General features: G+C 71.5%; 19 protein-coding genes. 11 read left to right on the forward strand and 8 right to left on the reverse strand.

Going from position 1 to position 25,707, the window contains the following annotated elements:
- The first annotated feature begins 1 nt into the window (after position 1).
- The 7 genes from QFW80_RS04420 (at position 2) to QFW80_RS04450 (ending at position 6,972) form a co-directional block, all read left to right on the forward strand.
- Positions 2–1,054, forward strand: a complete 1,053-nt coding sequence (locus QFW80_RS04420) for an agmatine deiminase family protein (RefSeq protein ID WP_280600107.1) — start codon at positions 2–4, stop codon at positions 1,052–1,054.
- 123 nt (positions 1,055–1,177) lie between these two features.
- Positions 1,178–2,371, forward strand: coding sequence for a serine hydrolase domain-containing protein (locus QFW80_RS04425; RefSeq protein ID WP_280600109.1), 1,194 nt, complete (start codon positions 1,178–1,180; stop codon positions 2,369–2,371).
- A gap of 70 nt (positions 2,372–2,441) precedes the next feature.
- The gene (locus QFW80_RS04430) at positions 2,442–3,326 is read left to right on the forward strand and encodes a carbon-nitrogen hydrolase (RefSeq protein ID WP_280600613.1); all 885 of its coding nucleotides are present in this window, start codon (positions 2,442–2,444) and stop codon (positions 3,324–3,326) included.
- A gap of 19 nt (positions 3,327–3,345) precedes the next feature.
- Positions 3,346–3,891, forward strand: coding sequence for a GNAT family N-acetyltransferase (locus QFW80_RS04435; protein WP_280600110.1), 546 nt, complete (start codon positions 3,346–3,348; stop codon positions 3,889–3,891).
- 37 nt (positions 3,892–3,928) lie between these two features.
- Positions 3,929–4,534 (forward strand): TetR/AcrR family transcriptional regulator, encoded by a 606-nt coding sequence (locus QFW80_RS04440; RefSeq protein WP_280600112.1) that lies wholly within the window; start codon positions 3,929–3,931, stop codon positions 4,532–4,534.
- 179 nt (positions 4,535–4,713) lie between these two features.
- Positions 4,714–5,637: an alpha/beta fold hydrolase gene (locus QFW80_RS04445; RefSeq protein ID WP_280600615.1), complete on the forward strand. Its 924-nt coding sequence runs from the start codon at positions 4,714–4,716 to the stop codon at positions 5,635–5,637.
- A 123-nt stretch (positions 5,638–5,760) separates the two neighbouring features.
- Positions 5,761–6,972: a TraB/GumN family protein gene (locus QFW80_RS04450; protein ID WP_280600114.1), complete on the forward strand. Its 1,212-nt coding sequence runs from the start codon at positions 5,761–5,763 to the stop codon at positions 6,970–6,972.
- Between the two features lie 10 nt (positions 6,973–6,982).
- On the opposite strand, the gene QFW80_RS04455 is transcribed toward QFW80_RS04450, so the two are convergent.
- From QFW80_RS04455 to QFW80_RS04475, 5 genes are all read right to left on the reverse strand, one after another.
- On the reverse strand, positions 6,983–8,512 hold the full coding sequence (locus tag QFW80_RS04455) for an amidohydrolase family protein (RefSeq protein ID WP_280600116.1): 1,530 nt from the start codon (positions 8,510–8,512) through the stop codon (positions 6,983–6,985).
- Complete coding sequence (locus tag QFW80_RS04460; protein ID WP_280600118.1) at positions 8,512–9,231, reverse strand: CPBP family intramembrane glutamic endopeptidase, BDIM_20840 family; 720 nt, start codon at positions 9,229–9,231, stop codon at positions 8,512–8,514. The genes QFW80_RS04455 and QFW80_RS04460 overlap by 1 nt, the downstream gene beginning before the upstream one ends.
- 62 nt (positions 9,232–9,293) lie before the next feature.
- Positions 9,294–12,374: an efflux RND transporter permease subunit gene (locus tag QFW80_RS04465; protein ID WP_280600119.1), complete on the reverse strand. Its 3,081-nt coding sequence runs from the start codon at positions 12,372–12,374 to the stop codon at positions 9,294–9,296.
- 4 nt (positions 12,375–12,378) lie between these two features.
- Positions 12,379–15,855: an efflux RND transporter permease subunit gene (locus QFW80_RS04470; RefSeq protein ID WP_280600121.1), complete on the reverse strand. Its 3,477-nt coding sequence runs from the start codon at positions 15,853–15,855 to the stop codon at positions 12,379–12,381.
- Complete coding sequence (locus tag QFW80_RS04475; protein WP_280600122.1) at positions 15,855–17,048, reverse strand: efflux RND transporter periplasmic adaptor subunit; 1,194 nt, start codon at positions 17,046–17,048, stop codon at positions 15,855–15,857. Before QFW80_RS04475 ends, QFW80_RS04470 begins: the two co-directional genes overlap by 1 nt.
- A 321-nt stretch (positions 17,049–17,369) precedes the next feature.
- On the opposite strand from QFW80_RS04475, the gene QFW80_RS04480 reads away from it, so the two are divergent.
- Positions 17,370–17,816, forward strand: coding sequence for a c-type cytochrome (locus QFW80_RS04480; protein WP_280600123.1), 447 nt, complete (start codon positions 17,370–17,372; stop codon positions 17,814–17,816).
- Positions 17,813–18,241: a c-type cytochrome gene (locus QFW80_RS04485; protein ID WP_280600125.1), complete on the forward strand. Its 429-nt coding sequence runs from the start codon at positions 17,813–17,815 to the stop codon at positions 18,239–18,241. Before QFW80_RS04480 ends, QFW80_RS04485 begins: the two co-directional genes overlap by 4 nt.
- A 137-nt stretch (positions 18,242–18,378) precedes the next feature.
- Here the strand turns inward: QFW80_RS04485 and QFW80_RS04490 are convergent, their stop codons facing one another.
- Together QFW80_RS04490 and QFW80_RS04495 are read right to left on the reverse strand one after the other, a co-directional pair.
- Positions 18,379–20,046, reverse strand: coding sequence for a hypothetical protein (locus QFW80_RS04490; RefSeq protein ID WP_280600126.1), 1,668 nt, complete (start codon positions 20,044–20,046; stop codon positions 18,379–18,381).
- A 16-nt stretch (positions 20,047–20,062) separates the two neighbouring features.
- Positions 20,063–20,656 (reverse strand): NfuA family Fe-S biogenesis protein, encoded by a 594-nt coding sequence (locus QFW80_RS04495; protein WP_280600128.1) that lies wholly within the window; start codon positions 20,654–20,656, stop codon positions 20,063–20,065.
- A 120-nt stretch (positions 20,657–20,776) separates the two neighbouring features.
- Between QFW80_RS04495 and QFW80_RS04500 the strand changes: the two genes are divergently transcribed.
- Positions 20,777–21,118, forward strand: coding sequence for a 4a-hydroxytetrahydrobiopterin dehydratase (locus QFW80_RS04500; protein ID WP_280600130.1), 342 nt, complete (start codon positions 20,777–20,779; stop codon positions 21,116–21,118).
- 16 nt (positions 21,119–21,134) lie between these two features.
- Here the strand turns inward: QFW80_RS04500 and QFW80_RS04505 are convergent, their stop codons facing one another.
- Positions 21,135–22,112, reverse strand: a complete 978-nt coding sequence (locus QFW80_RS04505; RefSeq protein WP_280600131.1) for an RluA family pseudouridine synthase — start codon at positions 22,110–22,112, stop codon at positions 21,135–21,137.
- A 439-nt stretch (positions 22,113–22,551) separates the two neighbouring features.
- Between QFW80_RS04505 and QFW80_RS04510 the strand changes: the two genes are divergently transcribed.
- On the forward strand, positions 22,552–25,692 hold the full coding sequence (locus QFW80_RS04510) for an Rne/Rng family ribonuclease (protein WP_280600617.1): 3,141 nt from the start codon (positions 22,552–22,554) through the stop codon (positions 25,690–25,692).
- Positions 25,693–25,707: the final 15 nt, after the last annotated feature.

Here is a 25,707-nt window from a genome sequence, read left to right on the forward strand (position 1 = left end):
GATGAGCGAAGCGACAGCGCGATTCCCCGCGGAGTGGGAGCCCCAGTCCGCGGTGCTGATCGCGTGGCCGACCGCCGACACCGACTGGGCCGCGCGCCTGGCCGAGGTCGAGGACACCTACATCGCGCTCGTGGCCGCGATCACGCGCTTCGAGCCGGTGCTCGTGTGCGTGTCCGATGCCGACGTCGAGGCCTACGCCCGGGCGCGCCTGTCCTCGGCGCGGGTGGAGATGGGCCGGGTCCGCTTCGTCGAACTGCCCTACGACGACACCTGGCTGCGCGACACCGGCCCGATCACGCTGCGCAACGCCGACGGATTCGACCTGCTCGATTTCCGCTTCACCGGCTGGGGCGGCAAGTACGGCGCGAGCCGCGACGACCGCCTGGTCGAGGGCCTGCATGCGACGGGCCTGTTTCCCGACGGAACGCGCCAACCGATCGACTTCGCCCTGGAGGGCGGTGCGATCGAGACCGACGGCGCCGGCACCCTGCTCACCACCTGGCGCTGCCTGTCCGAGCGGCATCCCGGGGTAAGCCGCGCGCAGTTGACCGAGCGGCTGTCGGGCTGGCTCGCCCAGGACCGCGTGCTGTGGCTCGACCACGGCTACCTCGAAGGCGACGACACCGACGCGCACATCGACACGCTGGCGCGGTTCGCCGCGCCGGATGCGATCGTGTTCCAGGCCTGCGACGATGCCGGCGACAGCCATCACGCCGAACTGCAGGAGATGGCCGCGGAACTCGCCGCATTGCGCACGCCCGACGGCGCGCCCTACCGGCTGTTTCCGCTGCCGTGGGCCCGGCCGATCGTCGACGACGGCCGCCGGCTGGCCGCGAGCTACGCCAATTTCCTGATCGTCAACGGCGCGGTGCTGATGCCCGCGTACGGGGACCCGGCCGACGACCGGGCCGCTGCCGTGATGCAGGCCGCGTTCCCCGACCGCGAGATCGTGCAGGTGCCCTGTCGCCCGCTGATTTGGCAGAACGGCAGCCTGCACTGCATCACCATGCAGCTGCCCGCCGGCTCGATCCGCGCCGACCTCTTCGACGCCTGAGCGCTGCGACACGCGTCCCGCGGGATGCGCAGGCGGGCGATCGCGTCGCATGACCGGCGACACATGGTCTCGACCGCGTCCGCTGGCATCGTACGCGTTCCGAAGACGCGCCCCCGGTGGCCGATGAAACGCTTTTTCCTGTTCGCCTCTGTCCTCGCCCTGTCGGCGGCCGCCTCCGCAAGCGCCGCGCCGGCGACAGAGGCTCAGCTGCAGACGATCGAACGCGCCGCGCGCGCGAGCCACAGCGACGCGGTGCTGGTCATACACGGCGACAAGGTGTTGCTGGAACACTATGCGGACGACGACCGCTCGCCGATCGAACTGATGTCGGCGACCAAATCGGTGGTCGCGATCGCGATCGGCCTGCTGCTCGCCGACGGGCACCTTGAGTCGCTCGACACGCCGGTGCACCGCTTCTATCCGGAGTGGGCGCAGGGCCGCAAGCGCGACATCACCGTGCGCATGCTGATGGACCACACGTCCGGACTGCAGAACCACCCAAATGCCGGCGCCGAGATCGAGCCGGCGCCGGATGTGCTGCAGCTCGCGCTCGCCGCCGAACTGGACACCGCCCCGGGCGAAGCGTTCGCCTACAACAACAAGGCCACCAACCTGCTCGCGGGCGTCATCGAGCGCGCGAGCGGGGAACCCATGGATACCTACCTCCAGCGCAGGCTGTTCGCCCCGCTCTCCATCACGCCGGGCGAGTGGCACAAGGACGCCGCCGGGCACCCCTGGGCGATGGCGGGACTGCCGCTCACCGCGCGCGATGCCGCCAGGCTCGGGCGGCTGCTGCTCGACGACGGCGTCGCGCCCGACGGCACCCGGCTGCTGCCGCAGGGCTTCGCCGACACGCTGTTCGCGCCCGGCGCGCGCAGCGAGCAGGTCGGCCTGCTGTGGTGGCGCACGCCGACCTGGGAAACCTTCGCATGGCGCGCGGAGGCCCCGGCGCGTCTGCGCGAGGCAGGCGTGCCCGCCGCCGTGGTCGATGCCCTGTCCACGCTGGATGGACGGCGTTTCGACAGCCGCGATGCGGTGCTCGAGGCGATCGCCGCCGCGCTGGGGCCGGACTGGAACGAGGTCTACGGGCGCGAGATCCGCCAGCGCGGGCTGGGCTTCGACGCCCTGTTCGACAACCGGCGTGGACCGGTGGCCGCATACCGCGCCGACGGCTACCTGGGGCAGTACATCGTGCTGGTGCCCGACAAGGACGTGGTGGCCGTGCGCCAGATCCGCCGCCGGGACGACCACCGCGCGCCGCAGGACAACTACGGCGCGTTCGCGGCCGACATCATCGCCCTGGCCGACCGGCTCTAGCGGTGCGCCTTCGCGCGCTGCCGGCGCCGCAGGCCCTACAATCCGCACGCTCCCGCAGCGCGAAGGCATGATGAAGAAGACCACCCTCCCCGTCGCCCTGGTCCAGGAACGCAACCACGGCGATGCCGACGCAAATCTCGCCGTCATCGAGGCGCGCGTCGCCGAGGCCGCGCGCGCCGGCGCGCGCCTGGTGCTGCTGCAGGAACTGCACAACGGCTGCTACTTCTGCCAGCACGAGTCGGTGGCCGAATTCGATCTGGCCGAACCCGTGCCCGGCCCCAGCACCGAACGGCTGGGCCGGCTGGCGAAGCGGCATGGCGTGGTGCTGGTGGCCTCGCTGTTCGAGCGCCGCGCCGCGGGGCTGTACCACAACACCGCGGTGGTGCTGGAGGCCGACGGCCGCGTTGTGGGCAAGTACCGCAAGATGCACATTCCCGACGACCCGGGCTTCTACGAGAAGTTCTACTTCACCCCGGGCGATCTCGGCTTCCAGCCGATCGATACCTCGGTCGGGCGCCTCGGCGTGCTGGTGTGCTGGGACCAGTGGTATCCGGAGGGCGCGCGGCTGATGTCTCTGGCCGGCGCGGAGCTGCTGCTCTACCCGACCGCGATCGGCTGGGATCCGGGCGACGAGGACGCCGAGAAGCAGCGCCAGCGCGATGCCTGGATCCTCAGCCACCGCGGCCATGCGGTGGCCAACGGCGTGCCGGTGCTCTCGTGCAACCGGGTTGGCCACGAGCCCTCGCCGATCGGCGCGGCCGGGATCGACTTCTGGGGCAACAGCCACGTGCTCGGTCCGCAGGGCGAATTCCTGGCCGAGGCCGGCGGCGAGCCGCAGGTGCTGCTGGCCGAGGTCGATCTGGCCCGCAGCGAGCAGGTGCGTCGGATCTGGCCGTTCCTGCGCGACCGCCGCATCGACGCCTACGACGGCCTGCTCAAGCGCTACCTCGACTGACGCCCACCCGACCGCCCCCATGCTCCCGATAATCCGCGAGGTCCGCGACGCCGACATGCCGGCGATCGCGGAGATCTATGCCGACGAAGTGCGTCAGCGCGTCAACACCTACGAATACGACGTGCCCGACGTGGACGAGATGCGGCGGCGGATGCGCGCGCTGCTCGCCGACGGGTTTCCCTACCTGGTGGCCGAGTACGACGGCCGCGTGGCCGGCTATGCCTATGCCGGAAGCTTCCGCGCGCGGCTGGGGTACCGGTTCACGGTCGAGAACTCGGTCTACGTGGCCGCCGATCAGCAGGGGCATGGCATCGGTGCCGCCTTGCTCGCGGCGCTGATCGAGGCCTGCACCGCGCGGGGATACCGGCAGATGATCGCGGTGATCGGGGAACCCACCAACAACGCCTCCATCGGCCTGCACGCGCGGTTCGGCTTCGAGCACACGGGCACCATGCCCGGCATCGCCTGGAAGCACGGGCGCTGGCTGGATACGGTGTTCATGCAGCGGGCGCTCGGAGACGGGACGAGCACTCCACCGCCGGACCTGGTCGGGTCGACGCCTTGACCAGAACGAACGGTCGTGCTTTTATGGGGGCGTGCTGATGACGCCCTCCCCCACGAAGGGTGCCACCACGCGCGAGGCGATCCTCGCGCGTTCCTATGCGCTGGCCTGCGTGAACGGGCTCGAGGGCCTCACCATCGGGGCCGTCGCCGAGCAGGTCGGCATGTCCAAGAGCGGCGTGTTCGCGCACTTCGGATCGCGCGAGGACCTGCAGCTGGCCACGCTGGACCTGGGCGGCGAGCTGTTCATCCGCGACGTGCTGGTGCCGGCGCTGCGCGAGAAGCGAGGGCTGCCGCGGCTGCGCGCGATCTTCGCCAACTGGGCCGAATGGGTCCGCCATGAGGATGATGGCGGCTGCCTGTTTCTCGCAGCCGCCAGCGAATACGACGACCGGCCCGGACCGATCCGCGACCGGGTGCTGCAGCAGGAATCCGACTGGCGCGACCAGCTCGCGCGCGCGGTGCAACTGGCGATCGACAGCGGCGAACTGACCGCCGACACCGAGCCCGACCAGGTCGCGTTCGAACTCTACGCGATCGCGCTGGCGATCCACCACGATGCCGGCCTGACCGGCTACGACGGCGCGGTCGCGCGCGGCTTCCGCGCCTTCGACCGGCTGCTGCGCAGCTACGCCCCCACCCCCTGAGCCACGCCCGAGGTCCCGCCATGGACGCGTTACACGCTGAAAATAGCACGACCGTTCGTTCTTCTACACCGCAGGATACCGGGACCGAGCTTCCTGTACCGGAACACCGAGACGCTGCCGGGGAGACGGCCGACGCGGCCACCGACGCCTCCTGGATCGGCTCCGGCGGGCGCGTGGCGATGTTGCGGGCGGCCATGGCGCTGCTGTCGCGCGTCGCGCCCGGGACCGCGGCCGACCTGTTCGACCGGATCTGGTTCACGGCGCCCCGGACCCAACCGCGTCCGGAGGCAGCCGCATGGCTGGCGCGGGGCGAGGAGCAGGACTACCGCGTCCATGGGCAGCACGTGCGCGCCTGGGCATGGGGGCGCGGACCCACCGTCATGCTGCTGCATGGCTGGGGCGGCCACGCCGGTCAGATGCATGCGCTGATCGCGCCGCTGCTGGCGCGCGGCATGCGCGTGGTGGCGCTGGACGCGCCCGCGCACGGCGCCTCCGGCGAAAGTCGCCTGGGCGGGCGGCGCGTGAGCATGCTGGAGATCGCCGACGCCTTGCGCATCGTCGCCGCGGCGCAGGATGAAGTGGCTGGACTGGTCGCGCATTCGGGCGGCTGCACGGCGGCCGCGCTGGCACTGCGCGACGGCTGGACCGGGCCGCGACGGATCGCATTCATCGCACCGTTCGCGCTGCCCTCGCAGGCGATCACGCCATTCGGGCGCGCGATCGGCGCCAGCGCCGAGGTCATCGCGCGGTTCCGCGACCAGGTGGCCTCCCGCTTCGAACGCCCGTGGACCGACTTCGACATTCCCGGCCTCGTCCAGCGACGCGCACTGCCGCCGCTGCTGGTGGTGCACGACCGGGATGACCGCGACGTGCCGTGGCAGCACGGCGCCGCGGTGGCGACGGCATGGCCGCGCAGCGAACGCGTCGACACCTCCGAGCTCGGCCACCGGCGCGTGCTGCGCGATCCGGACGTGGTCGCACGCGTCGCGGGCTTCGTCTCGGCCGGACGCGGAGCGGCGCCGCGCACCACGCCCGCCGATGCCCGCGGCGAGCTCGACCTTGCCTATGCCGGCTGCGGGCTGGCGCGGCCCGCCGCGCGCTGAACCGTCCCCGCCGTCTGGCAAGGCTCGCCTTTCCCTGCGGCAGGCGACGCTCTAACCTGTCGGCGCCGGATGCCGGCGCCGCCGGCGCCTGCCCGCGCCCGTTCCCCGTACGCGGATCTTCCCTTGGACCAACCTGCCCCTCCGGCCGCCGACTGGCGCGCGCAGCCTCATGTCGTCGTCGAGCGCGACGGCGTGCGCTACACCCTGCTCGGCACCGCGCACGTTTCGCGCGCCAGCGTCGATGCCGTGCGCGAGGCGATCGCCAGCGGCGACTTCGATGCGGTCGCGGTCGAGCTCGACGAACAGCGCCTGCGCGCGATCAGCGACCCGGGATCGCTCGCCGACCTCGACCTGGTCAAGGTGCTGCGCGAAGGCAAGACGCCGCTGTTCGCCGCCAACCTTGCGCTGGCCAGCTACCAGCGCCGGCTCGCCGAACAGCTGGGCATCGAACCCGGCGCGGAACTCAAGGCCGCGGTGGACGACGCGCGCGCCCGCGCGCTGCCGGTGCGCCTGATCGACCGCGACGTGGGCCTGACCCTCCGCCGCGCCATGCAGGGCCTGGGCTGGTGGCAGCGCGCCAAGCTCGGCGGCGGCATCCTCGCCGGCCTGGTCGTGGACGAGGAGGTCGCCGAGCACGACATCGAAAAGCTCAAGCAGGGCGACATGCTGCAGGCCAGCTTCAGCGAGTTCGCCGAACAGACGCCGGCGCTCTACGAAGCGCTGATCGCCGAACGCGACCGCTACATGGCCGCGCGCCTGCGCGAGACGCCCGCCGGCGCGCGCGAAGTGCTCGCCGTGGTCGGCGCCGGCCATCTCGACGGGCTGGCGCGACACCTGCGCGAGGAGCAGGCCGCGCCCGGCGGGATCGCCGCGGCGCTGGAGACGGTGAAGCCGAAGTCGCGGCTGCCGGTGATGGAGCTGTCGATCGCGGCGTTCCTGCTCGGCGGCTTCGCCTGGGGCTTCGCGAGCGGCGGGTTCGACGTCGGCGCCGACCTGCTCGCCTACTGGGTGCTGTGGACCGGGGGCCTGGGCGCGCTGGGCTGTCTGCTGGCGGGAGGACATCCGCTCAGCATCCTCGGCGCGTTCGTCGCCTCGCCCTTCACGCCGCTGCACCCGGCGCTGGCGTCCGGGACGGTCAGCGCCGTGATCGAAGCCTGGGTCCGCAAGCCCACGCACGCCGATTTCATGGCCCTGCGCGAGGACGTCAACACCTGGCGCGGCTGGTGGCGCAACCGGGTGGCGCGGGTGCTGGTGAACTTCTTCCTGACCTCGCTGGGCACCGCGATCGGCGTGTGGACCGGCGGCGCGCGCATGCTGGCACGGCTGTTCGGCTGAGCCGTCCGCCTCAGTAGGCGGCGGGCTGGCGCAGGAAGCGCCATACGATCTTGGCACCGATGCGCCAGCTGCGCGCATTGCGCGCCACGTGCGCGTCGATCCGGTCGAGCATCGCGCGGTCGTACAGCGCGCCACCGAACACCACCGTGCGGATCCGCCGCGTGTTGCGGATGTCCTGCAACGGGTCCGCCTCCAGCAGGACGAGATCGGCGACCTTCCCATTCGCCACCGTTCCGTACGCCTCGCTGCGGCCGACGTACCGCGCCGGCACCACGGTCGCCGCGCGCAAGGCCTGGGCCGGGGTCAGCCCCGCCTCCACGAACATCGCCAGTTCGCGGTGCACGTCGACGCCCGGCACCAGGTAGTCGGTGCCGACCATGACCTCGACGCCGGCCTCGTGCGCGCGCCTGGTCAGCGACAGCCCCAGCGCATGGAAATCGCGGTATGCGCGGCGCGCCTCAGCGCCCGGGTCTTCGGCCAGGGTGGCGTCGAGGTCCTCGCGCCACTGCCATTGCAGCAGCGGGTGCACGTAGCGCAGGTGGGGGTCATTGCGCACCTCCGGACGGTCGGCCCATGCATCGGCCCAGCGGGTCAGATGCGTCGGCACGTAGTAGGTGCCCGCGTCGCGCATCGCGTTCAGGATCGCGTCTGCGCGCGAAGGATCGTGCCGGTCCACCATCGCGCGCCGGTCCTCCCGCCAGGCCCGCGTGCCGGCCTGCGCGCGCAGTGTGGGCGCGCCGTCGAACGATTCGTGGATCAGGAACCGCGCATGCTCCAGGCTGCGCTGGTGTCGGGCGGCTTCGACCGCGGCGACCGCGTGCGGCCGATGGCCGACCAGAGGCAGGCCCCGGCGCCGGGCTTCGGCGGACAGCGCCAGGTAGGCCTCGCGCGGGATCCGGTCGTAGACCTTGATGGCATCGACCGATCCTGCGAAGTGCCGCGCGAACTCACGCGCCTGTGCGGGCGTCGCGACATCGAAATAGCCGGGCGCGCCGCCGATGCGCGCCGCCATCCCTGGACCATTGGCCATGAAGCTGCTGGTCTCGACCAGTCGCGGCGCGACCCGCAGGCCGGCGACCGCCTCCGCGCTCCAGCGCCGCTTGTCGCGTGCGCAGGCGATGAACGGGTCGCCCTCGACGGGGCAGCCCATCATGTCGCGCACGTTCAGTACCCCGTGCGCGACATGCAACGGCAGGTCCAGCAGCGGCGCGACGGCATACAGGTGCGCATGCATGTCCCACAGGCCGGGCATGGCGAACAGGCCGCGACCGTCGATGACCGCAAGCCCCGGGGGCAGCGTGACCACGCCGTCCGCAGCGACCGACACGATGCGGCCATCGCGCACCACCACCGTCCGGCCGGACCGCAGCGCGCCGGCCTCCACATCGACGATCGCCACCCCGCGGATTGCGAAATCCGAAGCCTGCGGTACCGCCAGCTGCGGCTCGGGCCAGGCGACGGCCAGTGCGAACGCCGCGATGGCCACCGCCACGGCGGCAGCCGGAAGCGCCAGCAGGCGTCGACGCGTCTGCGCACGCATCAGAACAGCGTCGACACGCCGTTGGCGGTGTTATGGGCCAGCACCGGCAGCACCAGACTGCGGGTGCGGGCGCGGAACCAGGCGATCAGGAGCGCCGGCCCGCCGGTCAGGGCGAAGGCCGTCGCGTCGAAGGACGCCGCACCGTCGCGCCAGGGCAGCGCGTGGCCAAGACCGAAGGCGACGCTGGCAAGCACTCCACCCCAGCCGATGCCGGCGAATCGCGTCGGCGTGTCGCCGCCATCGAGCGCCCGCTGCAGCGCCAGCAGCAGCACGCCGCGGTAGAACAGTTCCTCCTCGATCCCGGGCATCGTCCACTGGAACGCAATCGTGTCGAGATCGTCGGCGCCGTCGCGCCCGGATATGGCGAGCGCCAGGATCAGCAGCGCGACCGCAGCGAATACGCCCCAGGCCACCGTGGAACCGCGCGCCTGCTGCAGGGCGACGCCGCAGCGGCGCAGGCCGAACGCCGGCAGCGCCGCCACCGCCAGCAGACCTGCCGTCGCCAGCAGCTTGCCGGTCCAGTTCCAGTCGCTGCCGGGGAACAGGTCGGGGACCACCCCGTAGCCGCGCAGCACCAGCGCATCGCGCAGCAGCATCAGACCGAGCGCGGTGGCGAGCCAACCGACGGAGGTGCGGCCGCGCAGCGCGAGCGCGACCGGCAGCGCCAGCGCCAGCACCACGGCCATGTGCAGGGCGATCTCGATCAGCGCGTCGGACATGCGAGTCCCTCCCGGAAGGGCAGTGCCGGGCGGCGCGTGCCGCCCGGGCGACGTTGCCGGCCTCAGCCCTCGGGGGCGGCGATTGCGGGAGCGGACGCGGCTGCGCGCGGCGTCCGCGCGCGCCGCACCAGCCGCGCGGTACCGTTGCGCAGGTCGTCGAGCAACGCGTAGATCGTCGGCAAGAACAGCAGGCTGACCACGGTCGAGAACGCCAGGCCACCCGCGATGGCGCGGGCCATCGGGTGGTACGGCGGCATGCCCTGCGGCGTGTCGGTGTTGAGCGCGATCGGGATCATCGCCAGGATCGCCGTGCCCATGGTCATCATGATCGGGCGCAGGCGCTCGCGGCTGCCTTCCACCAGCGCGTCGGTGCGCGGCATCCCGCGCCGGCGCAGGTTGTTGATGTGCTCGATCATCACGATGCCGTTGTTCACCACCACGCCCATCAGCACCAGGATGCCGATCACCGCCATGATGTTCATCTCGGTCCCGGTGATCCAGAACAGCCAGTACACGCCGAAGATCGAGAACAGCACGCAGGACATGATCGCGGTCGGGAACAGCAGCGACTCGAACACCGCGGCCATGATCACCAGCATCAGCACCAGGGCGATGATGATCGACTGCACCATCTGCTGCATGCCGTCGAAGTTGATGTTGAAGCCCATGCCGGTGAAGGTGTAGCCGTAGCCCGGCGGAAACTCCAGGCCGTCCAGCGTGGTTTCGATCGCCTTGCGCGCGTCCTCCACCGACACGTCCTGGGCGACGCCGGCCTCGATCTTCAGCATGGTCTGGCGGTTCATTCGCTGGATGGAGGTGGAGGCCGGGTTCACGCTCACGTCGACCATCGCCAGCAGCGGCACCTCGATGCCGCCCGGCGAGCGGACCATGAAGGTGGACAGGTCCTCGATGCCGTAGTGCTCCGATCCCGAGAAGCGCACGTTGACCGGGATCTCGACGTCTTCGCGGTGAAAGTCGCGCAACGACGACCCGCGCAGCGCCATGCCCACGAACTGGGCCACGTCCTGCGCGCTGAAGCCGTACGCGGCGGCGCGCTGGCGATCGACGCGCACCGACAGTTCGGTGTTGGCGTCGCCGGTGTCCACGCGCGCATCGCGCAGCGAAGGATTGCGGTTGAGCAGCGGCACGACGTCGGCCGCCAATTCCTCCAGCACCTGGGTGGAATCCCCGATCAGGCTGAAGCTCACGCCCTGCCCCTGGCTGCCGAGGCCGCCAGGCCAGCCGATGCCGATGGTCGCCCGCGCCGACTTGGGCAACCCCTCGCGCACCTGTTCCTCGATACCCTTGGTGATCTCGCGGTCCTTCACGTCCAGGAACAGGCGGGTGAACGCCCAGCCCTGCTCGCTATAGCGGCTGTAGACCTTCTCGATGCGGAACCGTTCGCGGTTGGCGTTGACGAACTCCTCCACCCGCGCCACCTCGCGCCCCATGTCCTCCTTGGAATAGGCGCCCTTCCACTGGTAGTAGATGTTGATCGAACTCGGGTCGCCGTCGTCGCCGCTGCCCTTGGTGTTCATCATCGGATAGACGCTGACGAGCGAGATCGCCAGGATGCCGGCCACGCTCCAGCCGCGGTGCTCCAGCGTCCAGCGCAGCAGCTGCGCATAGCGCCGCTGCATGGCATTGATCAGCGGCGACTTCAGCGCCGGCGGCGTCTTCATCCGCGCCGACAGCATCGGAATCAGGCTCACCGCCACCAGCCACGACGCCAGCAGCGAGACCGAGATCGTCACCGCCAGCTGCGAGAGGTAGATGGTGATGATGTTGTTCTCGCCGAACAGCATCGGCAGGAACACCACGCAGTGGCACAGGGTGCCGGCCGACAGCGCGATCGCCACGTGGCGCGTGCCGATGATCGACGACAGCGTCGGCTGGTCGGGGTATTTCTCCCGCTCCTGGTAGATGCTCTCCACCACCACCACGGCGTTGTCCACCAGCATGCCCACCGCCAGCAGCAGGCCCATCATCGAGATGATGTTGAGCGAGATGCCGGTGAAGTACATGAAGCCCAGGGTCATGATGAAGCAGATCGGGATCGCCGTGGTCACCATCAGCGTCGACGGCCAGTGCCGCAGGAACGCGTACAGCACGATGATCGACAGCGCCAGGCCGATGCCGCCGGCCTCGGCCAGCGCCAGGAGCGACCCGGTGACCGCCTCGCCCTGGTCGTCGGTGATCTCGATGCCGACCCCGCGCATCGACGGATCCTGTTCCAGCACCTTGATCTCGTCGCGCACGGCGCGCGAGAGGTCCACCAGGTTGGCCGCGCGCTCCTTGTAGATGTCCACGCCGACGCTGGGCCGGCCCTCGAGCTGGCGCACGTAGCTCATGCGCTGCGGCTGCAGGCCGACATCGGCGATGTCTGACAGCCGCGTGCCGCGATCGTCCAGGCGCAGGTCGCGAAGTTCCTGGATGGCCTGCAGTTCGCCCCGGGGCTGCACCCGCAGGCGCTGCCCGGACTCGGTGATCTGGCCGGCGGAGACCGCGAAGTTCGCCGCCTGCAGCCGCTGCACCAGCTCGTTCAACGCCACCCCGTGCGCACTGAGCCGGTCCTTGTCGAGCGCGATCAGCACTTCCTGCGCCGCCACCCCCTCCACCTCCACCCGGGCCACGCCGGGCAGGCGCTCCAGGCGCTGCTTGATGCTGCGCTCGATCAGGTCCGCGCGCGCGGTGAGGTCCTCGTCGCTGGTCAGGCGCAGGCTCATCGCCTCGCGGTCGCTGGTGGTCCAGCGCTGCACGTAATAGCGACGGAAGTCGTCCGGCAGCTGGTCGCGGACCGCGTCGATGCGCTCGCGCGCCTCGGACGCGGCGATGGCGATGTCGCGGCTCCAGTCGCTGAACTCGACCTGGATCTGGCCGCCCTCGGCGTTGGCGCGCGAGTTCATCGACTTGATGCCGGACATCGTCGCCAGCGCTTCCTCCACCGGGCGCAGCACGTTGCGCTCGACTTCCTCCGGCGTGGAGCCCGGGTACGGCAGCGAGACGAAGAAGAACGGGATGGTCGCCTCGGGCTCGGCTTCCAGCGGCAGCCGGAACGAGGCGATCAGGCCGATCACCACCATCGACACGAACAGCATGATCGTGGTGACCGGTCGGCGGATCGACAGCTCGGTGATGTTCATCGCCTCAGCTCCTGGCGCCGGGACCGTCGAGCGCGTCCTGTTCGTGCGCCAGCACTTCGGCGACCTGGGCCGCGGTGCGCCGGGCGCGCCGGCCGCGTTCGGCGTAGTACTCGTCGGGCTTGCGGTCGAGCAGGTCGTACACGATCGGGATCACCAGCAGCGTCAGCAGCGTCGAGACCAGCAGGCCGCCGATCACCGTGATCGCCATCGGCGATCGCACCTCCGCGCCCTCGCCGAAGGCCAGCGCCAGCGGCATGAAGCCGAACACCGCGGTCAGCGTGGTCATCATGATCGGGCGCAGGCGCGAGCGCGCGCCCTCCACCAGCGCATCGCGCTTGGCCACGCCGGACTCGCGCAGCTGGTTGACCTTGTCGATCAGGATGATCGCGTTCTTCACCACCAGGCCCACCAGCAGGATCAGGCCGATGAACACCACCACCGAGATCGGCGAGCCGGTGAGCACCAGCGCGCCGACCGCGCCCACCATCGCCAGCGGGATGGTGAACAGGATCACGAACGGATGCAGCAGCGACTCGAACTGGGAGGCCATCACCAGGTACACCAGGAACACCGCCAGCCCGAAGGCGAACAGCAGCGAGCGGATCGAATCGCCCAGCTCCTCGCCCTGCCCGCCGATGCGCATGCCGACGTCGGTGCCGATCGGGTTGTCGGCCACCATCTGCTGCACCTCGGCGACCGCGGTGCCCAGGTCGATGTCGCGCAGGTTGGCCGAGACGATCGCCACCCGGCGCTGGTCGGCGCGGTGGATCTCGCTCGGACCGGTGGTCGAGACCACCTCGGCGACCGACCCGAGTTCGACCGGGTTGCTGCCGGCGGGATTGACGATCAGGCGCCGGATGTCCTCCACCGACGAGCGCTCCGATTCCTGCACCCGCACCAGCACGTCGATCTTGCGGTCGCGGAAGCTGTAGCGGGTGGCCACGTTGCCGCGAACCTTGTTCACCACCGAATCGGCGATCTGGCGCGTGGTCAGGCCCAGTGCCGCGGCGCGTTCCTGGTCGAACACCACCTGGATCTCGGGGAAGCCCTGCTCGACGGTCGACGTGACGTCGGCGTAGTGCGGGTTGCCGCGCAGCAGGTCGGCCAGGCGCATGCCGGCGACGCGGATCGCCTCCAGGTCCGAGCCCTCGATCTCGATCTCCAGCGGCGGCGAGAGCGCGAACAGCTCCGGTCGCGCGAAATCCACTTGCGCCGCGGGATAGTCCGCCATCGTCGCGCGCAGGCGCTCGGTCAGCGCCTGCTCGCGCGAGGTGTCGTCCATCACCACCGACAGCTTGCCGATGTTCTCGCCGCTCTCGGTCGGGCTGGCGTCCAGGCGCGTGCCGGTGCCGGAGACGCCGTATAGCAGGCGCACGCCCTCCTCCTCGCCGTGGCGCCGCTGCACGTCGCGGATCAGCGCGTCGGTCTGCGCCAGCGGCGTGCCGGGCGGCAGCTTGGCGGTCATCTCGAAGCGGTCCTGCGCCAGCTGCGGGATCAGGTCCATGCCCAGGAACGGCAGCGTGGCCAGGGTGAGCGCGAACGCGAGCGCCGCGCCGCCGAGCACCAGCCACGGCCGCGCGAGCGCCGCCGGCAGCATGCGCAGGTAGCGCGCCTCCGCGCGGTTGTACGGCGCCATCGCGATATCGCTGGCCTTGCGCATCACCGGGCCGACGACCGCCGCCAGCCCACGCCACAGGCGCACCACCAGCCAGGCCACGCCGAAGAACGCGCCGCGCACCGCCGCGCCGAAGCCGCGTCCGGTCGCCGCGACGGGCTTCTTCCAACGGCTGTCGGGCCGCCACTGCGGATGCGGCTCCTCCTCCGGGAAACCCAGTGGCGCGCGACCCTTGAGCGAGCTGAGCATCGGCACCAGGGTCATCGACACCAGCAGCGAGACCGCGATCGCGATCGACACCGTCAACGCCTGGTCGCGGAACAGCTGGCCGGCGATGCCCTCGACGAACACCAGCGGCAGGAACACCGCGATCGTGGTCAGGGTCGAGGCGACCACCGCCATGAACACCTCGCGCGTGCCTTCGATCGCCGCGTCCAGGATGCCCAGGCCGCGCTCGCGCGCCTTGGCCACCGATTCGAGTACCACGATCGAATCGTCCACCACCAGGCCGGTGGCGAGCGCCAGCCCGCCGAGCGACATCAGGTTCAGGCTCAGGCCGAGCTGGCCCATGACGAAGAACGTGGTGATGATCGAGACCGGCAGCGACAGCGAGATCACGAACGTGCTCCAGCCGTCGCGCAGGAACAGGAAGATGATCAGCACCGCCAGCATGCCGCCGATCACCGCGTCGAACTTGACGTCGCTGATGGCGTGGCGGATGAAGACCGACTGGTCCTCGACCACCTTCAGTTCGATGTCGCGCGGCAACTGCTCGCGCACTTGCGCCAGCCGCGCCTCGAGCGCGTCGGCGGTGGCCACGGTGTTGGCGTCGCCTTCCTTGTAGACCGCCAGTTCCACCGCCTCGTTGCCGGCGCTGCGGATGACCGCCTCCCGCTCCTTGTAGCCCTGGCGCACCTCGGCCACGTCGCGCAGCCGCACCGGCGAGGCGCCACCGCCGCCGCCGTCGCTGCGCAGGGCGGCGATCACGTTCGGATCGCGGCTGCCGAGGATGGCCATCATCAGCTGCTGGTTGCCGCCGGTGGATCCGCCGGACTCGGCGTTTCCGCCGGCCTTGGTGAGCAGCATCTCGCGCATCTGCTCAACGTCGGCGAACTGGTTGACCGTGCGCACCAGGTAGCGCTGCGAGCCCTCCTCGAGGCGCCCGCCGGACAGGTTCACGTTCTCCTGCTGCAGGCGCTGGATCACGTCGTCCAGCGACAGGCCCAGCTGCGCCAGGCGGCGCTGGTCGATGTCGACCTGGATCTCGTCCTCGAGGCCGCCGCCCACCTTCACCGCGGCCACGCCCGAGACCGGCTCGAGCTTGCGCTTGAGGTCGTCGTCGGCATAGCGGCGCAGCTCCATCAGCCGGCGCACCGCCTCGGCATCGTCGCCAGCCTGCGCAGTGGACGAGAGCGCCAGACGCATGATCGGCTGGGTGGACGGGTTGAAACGCAGCAGCACCGGCGGGCTCGCCTCCAGCGGCAGCTGCAGCGTCTCCATCTTGTCGCGCACGTCCAGGCCGGCCTGCTCCATGTCCGTGCCCCAGGCGAACTCGAGCACCACGTCGCTCTGGCCGGTGCGCGACACCGACTTGAGCTTGCGCAGGCCCTTGACCACGCCCAGCGCCTCCTCGGCCGGCTGCGAGATCAGGGTTTCGACCTCGGCCGGTGCCGCGCCCTCGTAGTCGGTGCGCACGGTGAGCGTGGGATAGCTGAGGTCCGGCAGCAGCTCGACCTTCAGCGACGACAGCGAGATCAGGCCGAACAGCACCAGGGTCAGGGTCATCATCGCGATGGTGACCCGGCGACGGGTGGAGAACTCCACCACGCCCGAGCCCCCGGGCGGAGGCAGCTCGTGCGGCGACATCAGCGCGCCGCCTGCGTCGCGTCGTCCTGCCCGGCGTCGTCCTGCGCGGCGTCGTCCTGCGCGGCGGATGGCTTCGCCGGGGTGGTCGTGGCCGCCTTCGCGGCCTGCGCCGCCTTCGCGTCCTTCTCTCCGATGACCTGCACCGCGCTGCCTTCGCGCAACGCCGCCTTGCCGGCGACCACCACCGCGTCGCCCTGCTTCAGCCCCTCACGCACCTCGATCCAGCCGCCGTCGGCGTAGCCCAGTTTCACGACCACGCGCGAGGCGGTCCCGTCGCGCACCACGTACAGCGCCGGCTCGCCGCCGTCCTCGAGCAGCGCCACGCGCGGGATCACGAGGGCATCCGCGCGCTGGTCGTAGTTGATCGAAAGACGGGTGAACATGCCCGGCTGCAGCTCGCCGTCGCCGGCGAACGCGGCCACCACGCGGAACGTGCCGGTACCGGTGTCCACCACCGGCGAGACCCGGTCGACGGTGCCTGCGAAGCGCTTGCCCGGCAGTGCGTCGGCCGTCAGCTCCACGCCCTGGCCCGGCTTGAGCTTGGCGATCTCGCGCTCGGGCACGTTGAGCGTGGCCTCGAGCCGGCTGCTGTCGACGATCCGGAAGATCGGCGAGTTGATCTGAACGAAGTTGCCGGGCTTGATGTCGCGCGAGGCGATCACGCCCGAGATCGGCGCCACCACCGTGGTGTAGGACAGCTCGAGGTCGGCCAGGCGGTTCACCGCGCGCGCGTTCTCCACGTCGAAGCGCAGCTGGTCGAGGTCGTTGGCGCTGACCATCTGCTGCGCCTCGAGCTGGCGCGCACGTGCGTAATTCGCTTCCAGCTTGCGCAGCTGGGCCCCGCTCTGGGCCGCCTGCAGCCGGGCACGATCCGCATCCAGGCGCACCAGCGGCTGGCCTGCGCGAACCGTCTGGCCTTCCTCGGCCATCACCTCGAGCGCGACGCCCGAGGTCTTGGCCACCACCTGCGATTCCGCGCGCGGCTCCAGGGTCGCGGTATTGGCGTAGCTGGCCGCGATCGCGCGCCGCGCCACACGCTCGACCTCGACCGGAATCGCCTCCGGACCCTTGTCCTCGCCCTCTTTCGCCTGGGCGTCCCCGCCACCCTTGCAGCCGGCCAGCAGCGCAGCGGCCGACAGCAGGGCGATGGCCAGGACCGGCCGGACGCCGGGGAATTCGCGGTTCGTGTACATGGAAATGGCTGGACCCCTATGGTGTTGTAGCAAGGTATATCACCCGGCTGCCGGCCGGCATCCGCCGAAGGTCATGGTGACTGCCGGCGGACATGCGCCCCGACGTCACCGAAGATGCCGATGTGACCTCGCCGGTTGCAGCGTTCGCGACGCGTTGCGCTGCTCATCGCTGCGCGGCGTCGAGCACGCACGAGCCGCGCGGCGCGCACCATGCGTTAACACCCGGTGGACCGCAAGCTATACTGGCCCGATTGCGCGACGTGCGACGTCGCCGATCGCGATATCCCAGCCAGACAGCCACCCAGGATTGCGGACCACTCCATGACGCGACCGTTGACGATCGCCGCCGGCCTTGCCGTCGCCCTGCTCGCCCTGGCCTCGTGGCCAACCACCGCTCCCGCACAGGATGCCGCCGCGCCGGCGACCGAAGAAGCCGCGCCCGCGCCCGCGCCCGCGCCCGCTGCCGACGCCCCGGCGGCGCCCGCCCCGACCGCGGCTCCCGCGGCTGCGCCAGCCGGCAATGCCGACACTGGCCGCCTGCTGACCTACACCTGCCAGGGCTGCCACGGCATCGTCGGCTACAAGAACGTCTACCCGACCTACCACGTGCCGCGGATCGGCGGCCAGTCGGCGGTCTACCTCACCAACGCGTTGAACGAGTACCGGAAGGGCACCCGGCAGCATCCCACCATGCAGGCGCAGGCGCAGAGCTTTTCCGACCAGGACATCGCCGATATCGCCGCCTTCCTGTCGGAGCTGACCCCATGAGCCGTTCCCTCCGTCCCGGCCAGCTGGCCGTCGCCGTCCTGCTCGCCTGCGTGCTGTCCGCGTGCGGCGGTGGTGCAGAACAGGCCCATGGCCCCGAGGCCAGGTCGTCCTCGGCAGGCCTGCCGGCAGGCCGCATCGCCGAGGGCGAGACCCAGGCCAACGCCAAGGGTCCGGCCACCGGCCAGTCGTGCATCGATTGCCATGGCGCGGACGGCAACGTCCCGCTCGACGACAGCTATCCCAAGCTCGGTGGCCAGTACGCCGACTATCTGGCCCATGCGCTGCAGCAGTACCGCGACGGCCGCCGCGAGCACGCGCTGATGTCGCAGCAGGCCTCGCACCTGACCGACCAGCAGATCGCGGACCTGGCCGCGTACTTCGGTTCGCGTCCCTCGCAGCTGCGCGACCTGCACGGCGTGCACTGAAGCGCGGGCGCCATGCGCTGTCCGGAAGGCCCGCCGCGTGCGGGCCTTCTGCTTTGAGGCCTCGGGCGAACGCGTGACCGGCCACGTGTTCCTGCCCGCAGCGAACGTGCATCAGCGCCGCGTGGCGCCGGCACCGCTCAGGGCGTCGACGGCGGCGGCGCCAGGCTGTCCTGGTCTTCCTGCAGCTCGCGCTTGAACGGCACGTCGGGCGGTTTGCGCGCCTCGGCCTCGACGTCGAGCATGTTCGGATCGGAGATGCCGCAGGCGCCGCCGAGCATCAGCATCGCCACCGTGCAGCGGATGCGCTTGCCGGTGCCCGGGATGGGAATCAGCACTTCCTTGATGCTGCGCCGGACCCATTCCTCCAGCAGCGTCTCGTGCGGCACCCAGAAGCGGTCGAACGCGGTCGGCTCGTAGCCGATCGGCGGGCGCTTGAGCCAGGTGCCCATGCGGTCGATCTTCTCGTAATCCTCGGTGATCGTGCCGGGCGGCAACCCGCCGCCCGCGGCGCCGGTATTGCCCGCCAGGCGCGGGCTGCCGTCGGCGTTGAACAGGCCGCCGGGGCTGCCCGCCTGCCCGCCCGGCACGGTGCGGTCCGAATCGCCCCAGTCGTCGCCGCGGCGGGGCGACGGCAGCGCGCCCGGCGCAGGCGACGAGGTACGGCCGGCGCCTGCGGTCGCAGCCGCGGGCGACGCGCCCTGGCCGGCGTCGCGCGTGCCACCCGCGGTGCTCGCGGTCGATGGCGCCCGTCCGCTGGACGCGGGCGTCCCGTCGGTCCGCTCTGCGCTGCCCTGCGCGGTGCCGGCCGCGGGCGTCGGCGCGCGCAGTTCGATCGCGCGCTCGGCCACCGCCGGCCCGTCGCGGCGCAGTTCCGGCGCCGCTTGCGCGACCGGTCGGGGCGCGCGCAGCGTGACCTCGGGCGTCGGCGACGGCACCGCGCGCTCGACGATCTCGATCTCGGGCTGGTCGACATCGGGCACGCTCATCTCGCGCCGCGGCAGCGGCCGCACCTGCGGCGGCGGGGTCACCAGCGGCACCTCGACCACACGGATCTCGGGCGCCGGCGCCTGCAGTTCCGGCGTCGGCGGCGCACGCAGTGGCGGCGCGTCCAGCACCGGCGGCGACAACTGGAAATCCGAATCGGGCGCGGGGGTCTCGGTCACCGCGAGCGGCTGTTCGGCCACCGGGGGCGGAGTTTCCTCGGGCACGGGCTCCACCTCCGCCGTCGACGGCGGAGGCGCGGGGGCCGGCGGCTCGGGCGTGGCGGCCGCCGGGGCGGCGGCGGCGGGGGCCTCGCTGGCGGCCACGGCGGGATCCGGCTGCTCCGCCTGCTGGGTGCCGCCGCCCTCGTCCTCCGGCGTGCCCTCGCCGATGAATTCGACCTGGGTGATGGTCTCGCCCACGCGCGCGGCCTCCTCATCCGCGCCCGGGAAGCGGCCGACCATGAACAGAATCATCAGCTGCAGCCACAGCGCGTGCAACAGCACCGAGGACGCCATCGCAAGCCGGCGGGTGCGCCGGTCCGGTGCCGGACGCTCGCGCCAGTCGTGCCGCCACAGGCGCGCGAACGCCTGCACGCCGCTGAGCCGGCGCCAGCCGGTCGGATACACCGGTTGTCGGGTCAGCAGGACGCCGACCAGTTCGTCGGGCACGACCGCGATCGGGCGGACCGGGCCGATGCGGGCGCGGGCGAACCAGTCGTTCCAGCCGGGCGGCCACTCGCCCGCGGGCCGCGGCGGACGGATCGACCGTCCCTTGCGCAGTGCGCGCTGGGTCGCCTCGATCAGGTCACCGGAGGAGAACACCCCGCGCGCGGTCCGTTCAGTCCGCGGCGCGCGGCATGTAGGGCGCCGTCCCGGTGTCGTGGTCGGTCGCGTCGCGTACCGCGGTCACGCCCGGCACCTTCTCCATCAGCGTGCGCTCGATGCCCTGTTTCAGAGTCACATCGACCATCCCGCAGCCGTGGCAGCCGCCGCCGAAGCGCAGGATCACCACACCGTCGGCGGTGAGCTCCTGCAGCGAGACATGGCCGCGGTGGCTAGCCAGCTGCGGATTGATCTCCGATTCGATCAGCCAGCGCACGCGCTCGATCATCGACGCCGATTCCGCCGGCACCTCGCCCTTGATCTTCGGCGCGCGGATCTGCAGCTGGCCGCCGGTGGCGCGCGACTCGTAGTCGATCATCGCCCCGTCCAGGAACGGCGCGCTCGGCGCGTCGAGCCACAGGGTGAAACCCTCGCAGTCGATCGCCCATTCGTCGCCCTGCAGCTCGTCGGGCCCGGCGAACTCCAGCCGCACGTCGGCCTTGGGCGTGCCGGCATGCACCGCGGCCAGCCGCACGCCGAGGCCGGGCAGGGCCTCGCGCTCGATCAGCTTGCGAAAATGCGCCTGGGCGTTGTCGGAGATCTGGATCATGGTCGCTTCCGGGTTTGCACTATTCTAGGGCCAGCCCCGCGCGATGCCCGCAGGCCGCGCGGCGGAGGGTGCGCCTGCACACGATTTGTTCATGCGCCCCACCCCACAGGAGACCCCGCCATGTCCGACCTCGTTCCCCTCGTCCAGGCCCACTGCCTGCCGCGCCGAGGCGTCGAACACCGCCTCGGCGAGGCCCGCATCCGCGAACTGCTGCCGGAAATTCCCGGCTGGGAACTCGCCGAACACGGCCGCGCGCTGACCAAGACTTTCCCGTTCGAGGACTACTACCGGACGATGGCGTTCGTGAACGCGCTGGCCTACCTCGCCCATCGCGAGGACCACCATCCCGACCTCGGCGTGCACTACGACCGCTGCGTGGTCCGCTTCTCGACCCACGACGTGGGCGGGCTGAGCGAGAACGACTTCATCTGCGCCGCCAAGGCCGACGCGCTGGCGGCCTGAGGCCGGGCGCCCCGCCTCAGCGCAGGCGGTCGAGCGCGTCCACCAGTTCCGGGACCAGTGGCGCGTTCAGCACGTACGGCACGCGTCCTGCGTCCAGCGCGAATTCGAGCGAGGCCGCGTGCAGGAACAGGCGCCTGAGCCCGGCCTGCTCGCGCAGGCGCCGGTTCACGTCCGGGTCGCCGTATTTGTCGTCGCCGGCCACGGGATGACCGATGTGCGCGGCGTGGACGCGGATCTGGTGGGTGCGGCCGGTCTCGATCCGCACCTCGCAGTACGCATGCCCGCCGCGGCGCTCGAGCACCCGGAAGTGGCTGAGCGACGGCTTGCCGTCGCCCTGCACCTGGACGTGGCGTTCCCCGCCCTGGCGCAGGCCGACGTGCAGCGGGGCGTCCACGCTCATCACCCCGTCGGGCATGCGCCCGGCCAGCAGGGCCAGGTACCGCTTCCGGATCGTGCCGCCGCCGGCGCGCGGATCCTCGCGCATCAACGCCTGCAGCTCGCGCAGGGCCGAGCGCTTCTTGGCGATGACCATCAGGCCGGAGGTGTCGCGGTCCAGCCGGTGCACCAGTTCCAGCGGCTCGCCCGGGCGCAGCGCGCGCAGGGTCTCGATCACGCCGAAGCCGATGCCGCTGCCGCCGTGGCTGGCGATGCCGCTGGGCTTGCTGATCGCCAGCAGGCGCGCGTCCTCGAACACGATGCTCGCGGCGAGCGCGTCCAGCAGCCCGCGCGCAGGCGCGCCGCGATCGGCCGCCTCGCCCAGGCGCACCGGCGGAATCCGCACCTGGTCGCCGGCCTGGAGCCGGGTATCGGGCCGCGCGCGGCCACCGTTCACGCGCACCTGGCCGCTGCGCACGATCTTGTAGACCAGCGACTTCGGCGCTCCCTTGAGCTGGGACAGCAGGAAGTTGTCGAGCCGCTGGCCGGCGCGCTCGCCGTCCACCGCCACGAGGCGCACGCCGCCGGTCGCGACGGGCTGGGACCGGGTGTCATTCATGATCGGGCTTTATCTGATACACTCGGCGGGCGAGATAAGGTGCTGATTTCGCTGGAAGATCCCGGGTCGAAAGCCCGCCTTCCGCGAGACCCGGCCAGTACGCGGCCACCGCCCTCGGGGCGGCCATGTTAGCGGCTGGATGGCAGTCCCGGACATCGCCCGCTGCGAAGGCAGCGGTGCTGAACATGTCCCGCGCGGCGCCAGCGCCGGCCCGAAAGGCCGTGCAGGAAGCAGCCGCCGGCCCCGTAACACTTTGATTGAAGCGCTCCCGCGGTCCGCCGTGGTGTCGTAGCGCTGGAAACCCGGGATCGCTGCTGCGCATGCGCGGCTGGCGGCCAACCGAAGCTCCAGGCGAAACGCCCCGGCGTTCCGCGCACCTGCACCGCGCCTTCGAGGGCGCGGTGCAGCGGACAGCGCAAGGAACGCAACCATGAAGCGAATGCTCATCAACGCCACGCAGGCCGAAGAACTGCGCGTGGCCATCGTCGACGGCCAGTCGCTGTACGACATCGACATCGAACAGCCGTCCCGGGAACAGAAGAAGTCGAACATCTACAAGGGCCGGATCACCCGGCTCGAGCCGTCCCTCGAGGCGGCCTTCGTCGAATACGGCGCCGAGCGCCACGGCTTCCTGCCGCTGAAGGAAGTCTCCCGCGACTACTTCCAGTCCGGCGCCGACCACCGCTCCGGCAACATCAAGGAACTCCTTCGCGAAGGACAGGAGGTCGTGGTCCAGGTCGACAAGGAAGAGCGCGGCAACAAGGGCGCGGCCCTGACCACGTTCATCTCGCTGGCCGGCCGCTACATGGTGCTGATGCCCAACTCGCCCACCGCCGGCGGCGTCTCGCGCCGGATCGAGGGCGACGACCGCGCCGAGCTGAAGAAGGCGATGGACGCGCTGACCATCCCCGACGAGATGGGGGTGATCATCCGCACCGCCGGCGTCGGCCGCGACGCCGAAGAACTGCAGTGGGACCTGGACTACCTGCTCTCGATCTGGCGCGCGATCGCCGAGGCTGCGCTGAGCAAGCCCTCCCCGTTCCTGATCTACCAGGAATCGCGCCTGATCACCCGTGCGCTGCGCGACTACATGCGCGCCGACATCGGCGAGATCCTGGTCGACACCCCGGAGATGTACGCCGAGGCGCGCGACTTCGTCGAGCAGGTGATGCCGCACAACCTGCGCAAGCTCAAGCACTACACCGACGACGTCCCGCTGTTCAACCGCTACCAGATCGAATCGCAGATCGAGGGCGCCTACGAGCGCACCGTGCGCCTGCCCTCCGGCGGCGCGCTGGTGATCGACCAGACCGAAGCCCTGACCGCGATCGACGTGAACTCGGCGCGCGCCACCAAGGGCGCCGACATCGAGACCACCGCGTTCAACACCAACCTGGAGGCGGCCGAGGAGGTCGCACGCCAGATGCGCTTGCGCGACCTGGGCGGGCTGGTGGTGATCGACTTCATCGACATGGACTCGGGCAAGCACCAGCGCGAGGTCGAGAACAAGCTGCAGAACGCGCTCAAGTACGACCGCGCGCGGGTACAGCTGGGCCGGATCTCCAAGTTCGGCCTGCTGGAAATGAGCCGCCAGCGCCTGCGCGCGAGCCTGGGCGAGTCGAGCCAGATCGTCTGCCCGCGCTGCGAGGGCCACGGCCGCATGCGCAGCGTCGAGTCGCTGAGCCTGTCGATCATCCGCGTCGCCGAGGAGCACGCGATGAAGGACAACACCGGCCAGGTGCTGGTGCAGGCGCCGGTGGAGATCGCCAACTACCTGCTCAACGAGAAGCGCGGCGCGCTGGCCGAGATCGAGAAGCGTCATGACGCACCGATCGTGATCGTCGCCGACGAGCAGCTGCATACCCCGCACTACGAGGTCACGCGGATCCGCGAGAACGAACTGGGCGAGGACACCGCGCGCCCGAGCTACCAGCGCGGCACGCCGCGCCGGGTGGCGACGATCGCGCTGACCAAGAACAACCTCAACGTGCCGCCGCCGGCGGTCACCAACGTGCGCCCGTCGCAGCCGGCGCCGATCCGCGAGCCGCAGCCGGAGCCCGTTGCAGCAGCCGTGGTCGAAGCGCCCGCCCCCGCTCCGGTGGCAGTCGCCGCGCCGGCCGCGACCGGTGGCCTGGTGGGCTGGATGAAGCGCCTGTTCGTCGGAGAGCCGGCCCCCGCGTCCGCGACCCCGCCTCCGCCGAAGGCCACGCCGCCCGCACGCGATGCCCGCGGACCCCGCGGCGAACGCGGCGAGCGCGGGGAACGCGGCGATCGGAGCGAACGCAGCGGACGCCGCGAGCGCGGCGGCAAGGGCGCACGTCGCGACGCGGGCACGCAGACCGCGTCGGGCGCGCAGAAGGAACCGCGCCAGGCGCAGGCGGCACGGGCCCCATCCACGCGCCAGGCGCCGCAGGCCGACCAGCCCGCGGCACCCCGCAAGCAGAAGGCCCCCGCGCGCGCACCGAAGGGTGTCGATCCGGCCGACTTCGAAGCGTCCGTGACCGCAGTCGCGGCACAGGAGGCTGCCGGGTCGTCCGCCGTCCCGACCGGCTCGCCCGAGCAGGCACCGGCCGCTCCGGCAACGCCCGACAGGATCGCCACGGCGGCGGCGACGCCCGCCGACGCCACGTCCGCCCCCGACACCGGGGCCGCGACCGGCGCCGAAGGCAACGAACCCGGCTCCGCCGAGGACGGCGCGGCCGCTGGCCGTCGCCGCCGCGGTCGCCGTGGTGGTCGCCGCCGTCGCCGCGGCGCCGGCGAGGCAGGAGTCGCCGGCGGAGCCGACGGTTTCGGCGAGCCTGCCGACCAGGACGACGACGTGCAGGACGAGGCCGACGCGGCCGCGGCCTCGCTCGCGCGCCGCACCCAGCCGGAATTCGAGTTCGACGACCCCGCGACTCCGCCGCCGGCGCCGGTCCCGGCACGCGCGCAGCCCGCTCCGCGCGAGCGGACTGCAGCCGCCGCCGAGGCGACGCCGCCGGGCGACGCGGTTCCGGAGCGGATCGCAGCAGCGGCCGTCGTGCCGTCGCCAGCGTCGTTCTCGACCCGTGATGCAGACGCGCTGACGGCTTCCGCGGCGTCACAGGACGAGGCGGAGCTCCCACCGCTGCACGTGGAGGAGACGCGTGTCGCCCCGGCACCGTCGATGCGCGAGAGGCAGGCTCCGGCCGCGGTCGCTGCAACTGCGGCCCCCGCCCCCGCCACGATCGACGCACCTGCGACGCCGGAGGCAACGGCCCCGATCGGGGTGCCGGTCGCAGCCGGGCCCGACGCGGAGCCGAGTCTCATGGAGAACGTCGCCACGGCGCCTGCCGTCCCGTCGCCGGTGGACGATGCCGCGATCGGGATCACCCCTGCCGAAGCCGCGGCGACGGCCGCCGCGACGCCCGCCTCTCAGGATGTGGCGGCCATCGGTTCCGCCGCACCCGGCCTGTTCGACGCCCCGGCGCCGGCCCCGGTCGACTCGCCCGCCACCGAAGCGGCCGACACGCTGGTCGCCGAAGCCGGCACCGACGAGGCGCGCGACGAGGACGAGGCGACCGACGCCGCCACCACCGGGACCGGTCCGCGCAGCGCCTGACCCCGCGCCGTGCGC

The sequence above is a fragment of the Luteimonas rhizosphaericola genome (assembly GCF_029888045.1).
GTDB classification, from domain to species: Bacteria; Pseudomonadota; Gammaproteobacteria; order Xanthomonadales; family Xanthomonadaceae; genus Luteimonas; species Luteimonas rhizosphaericola.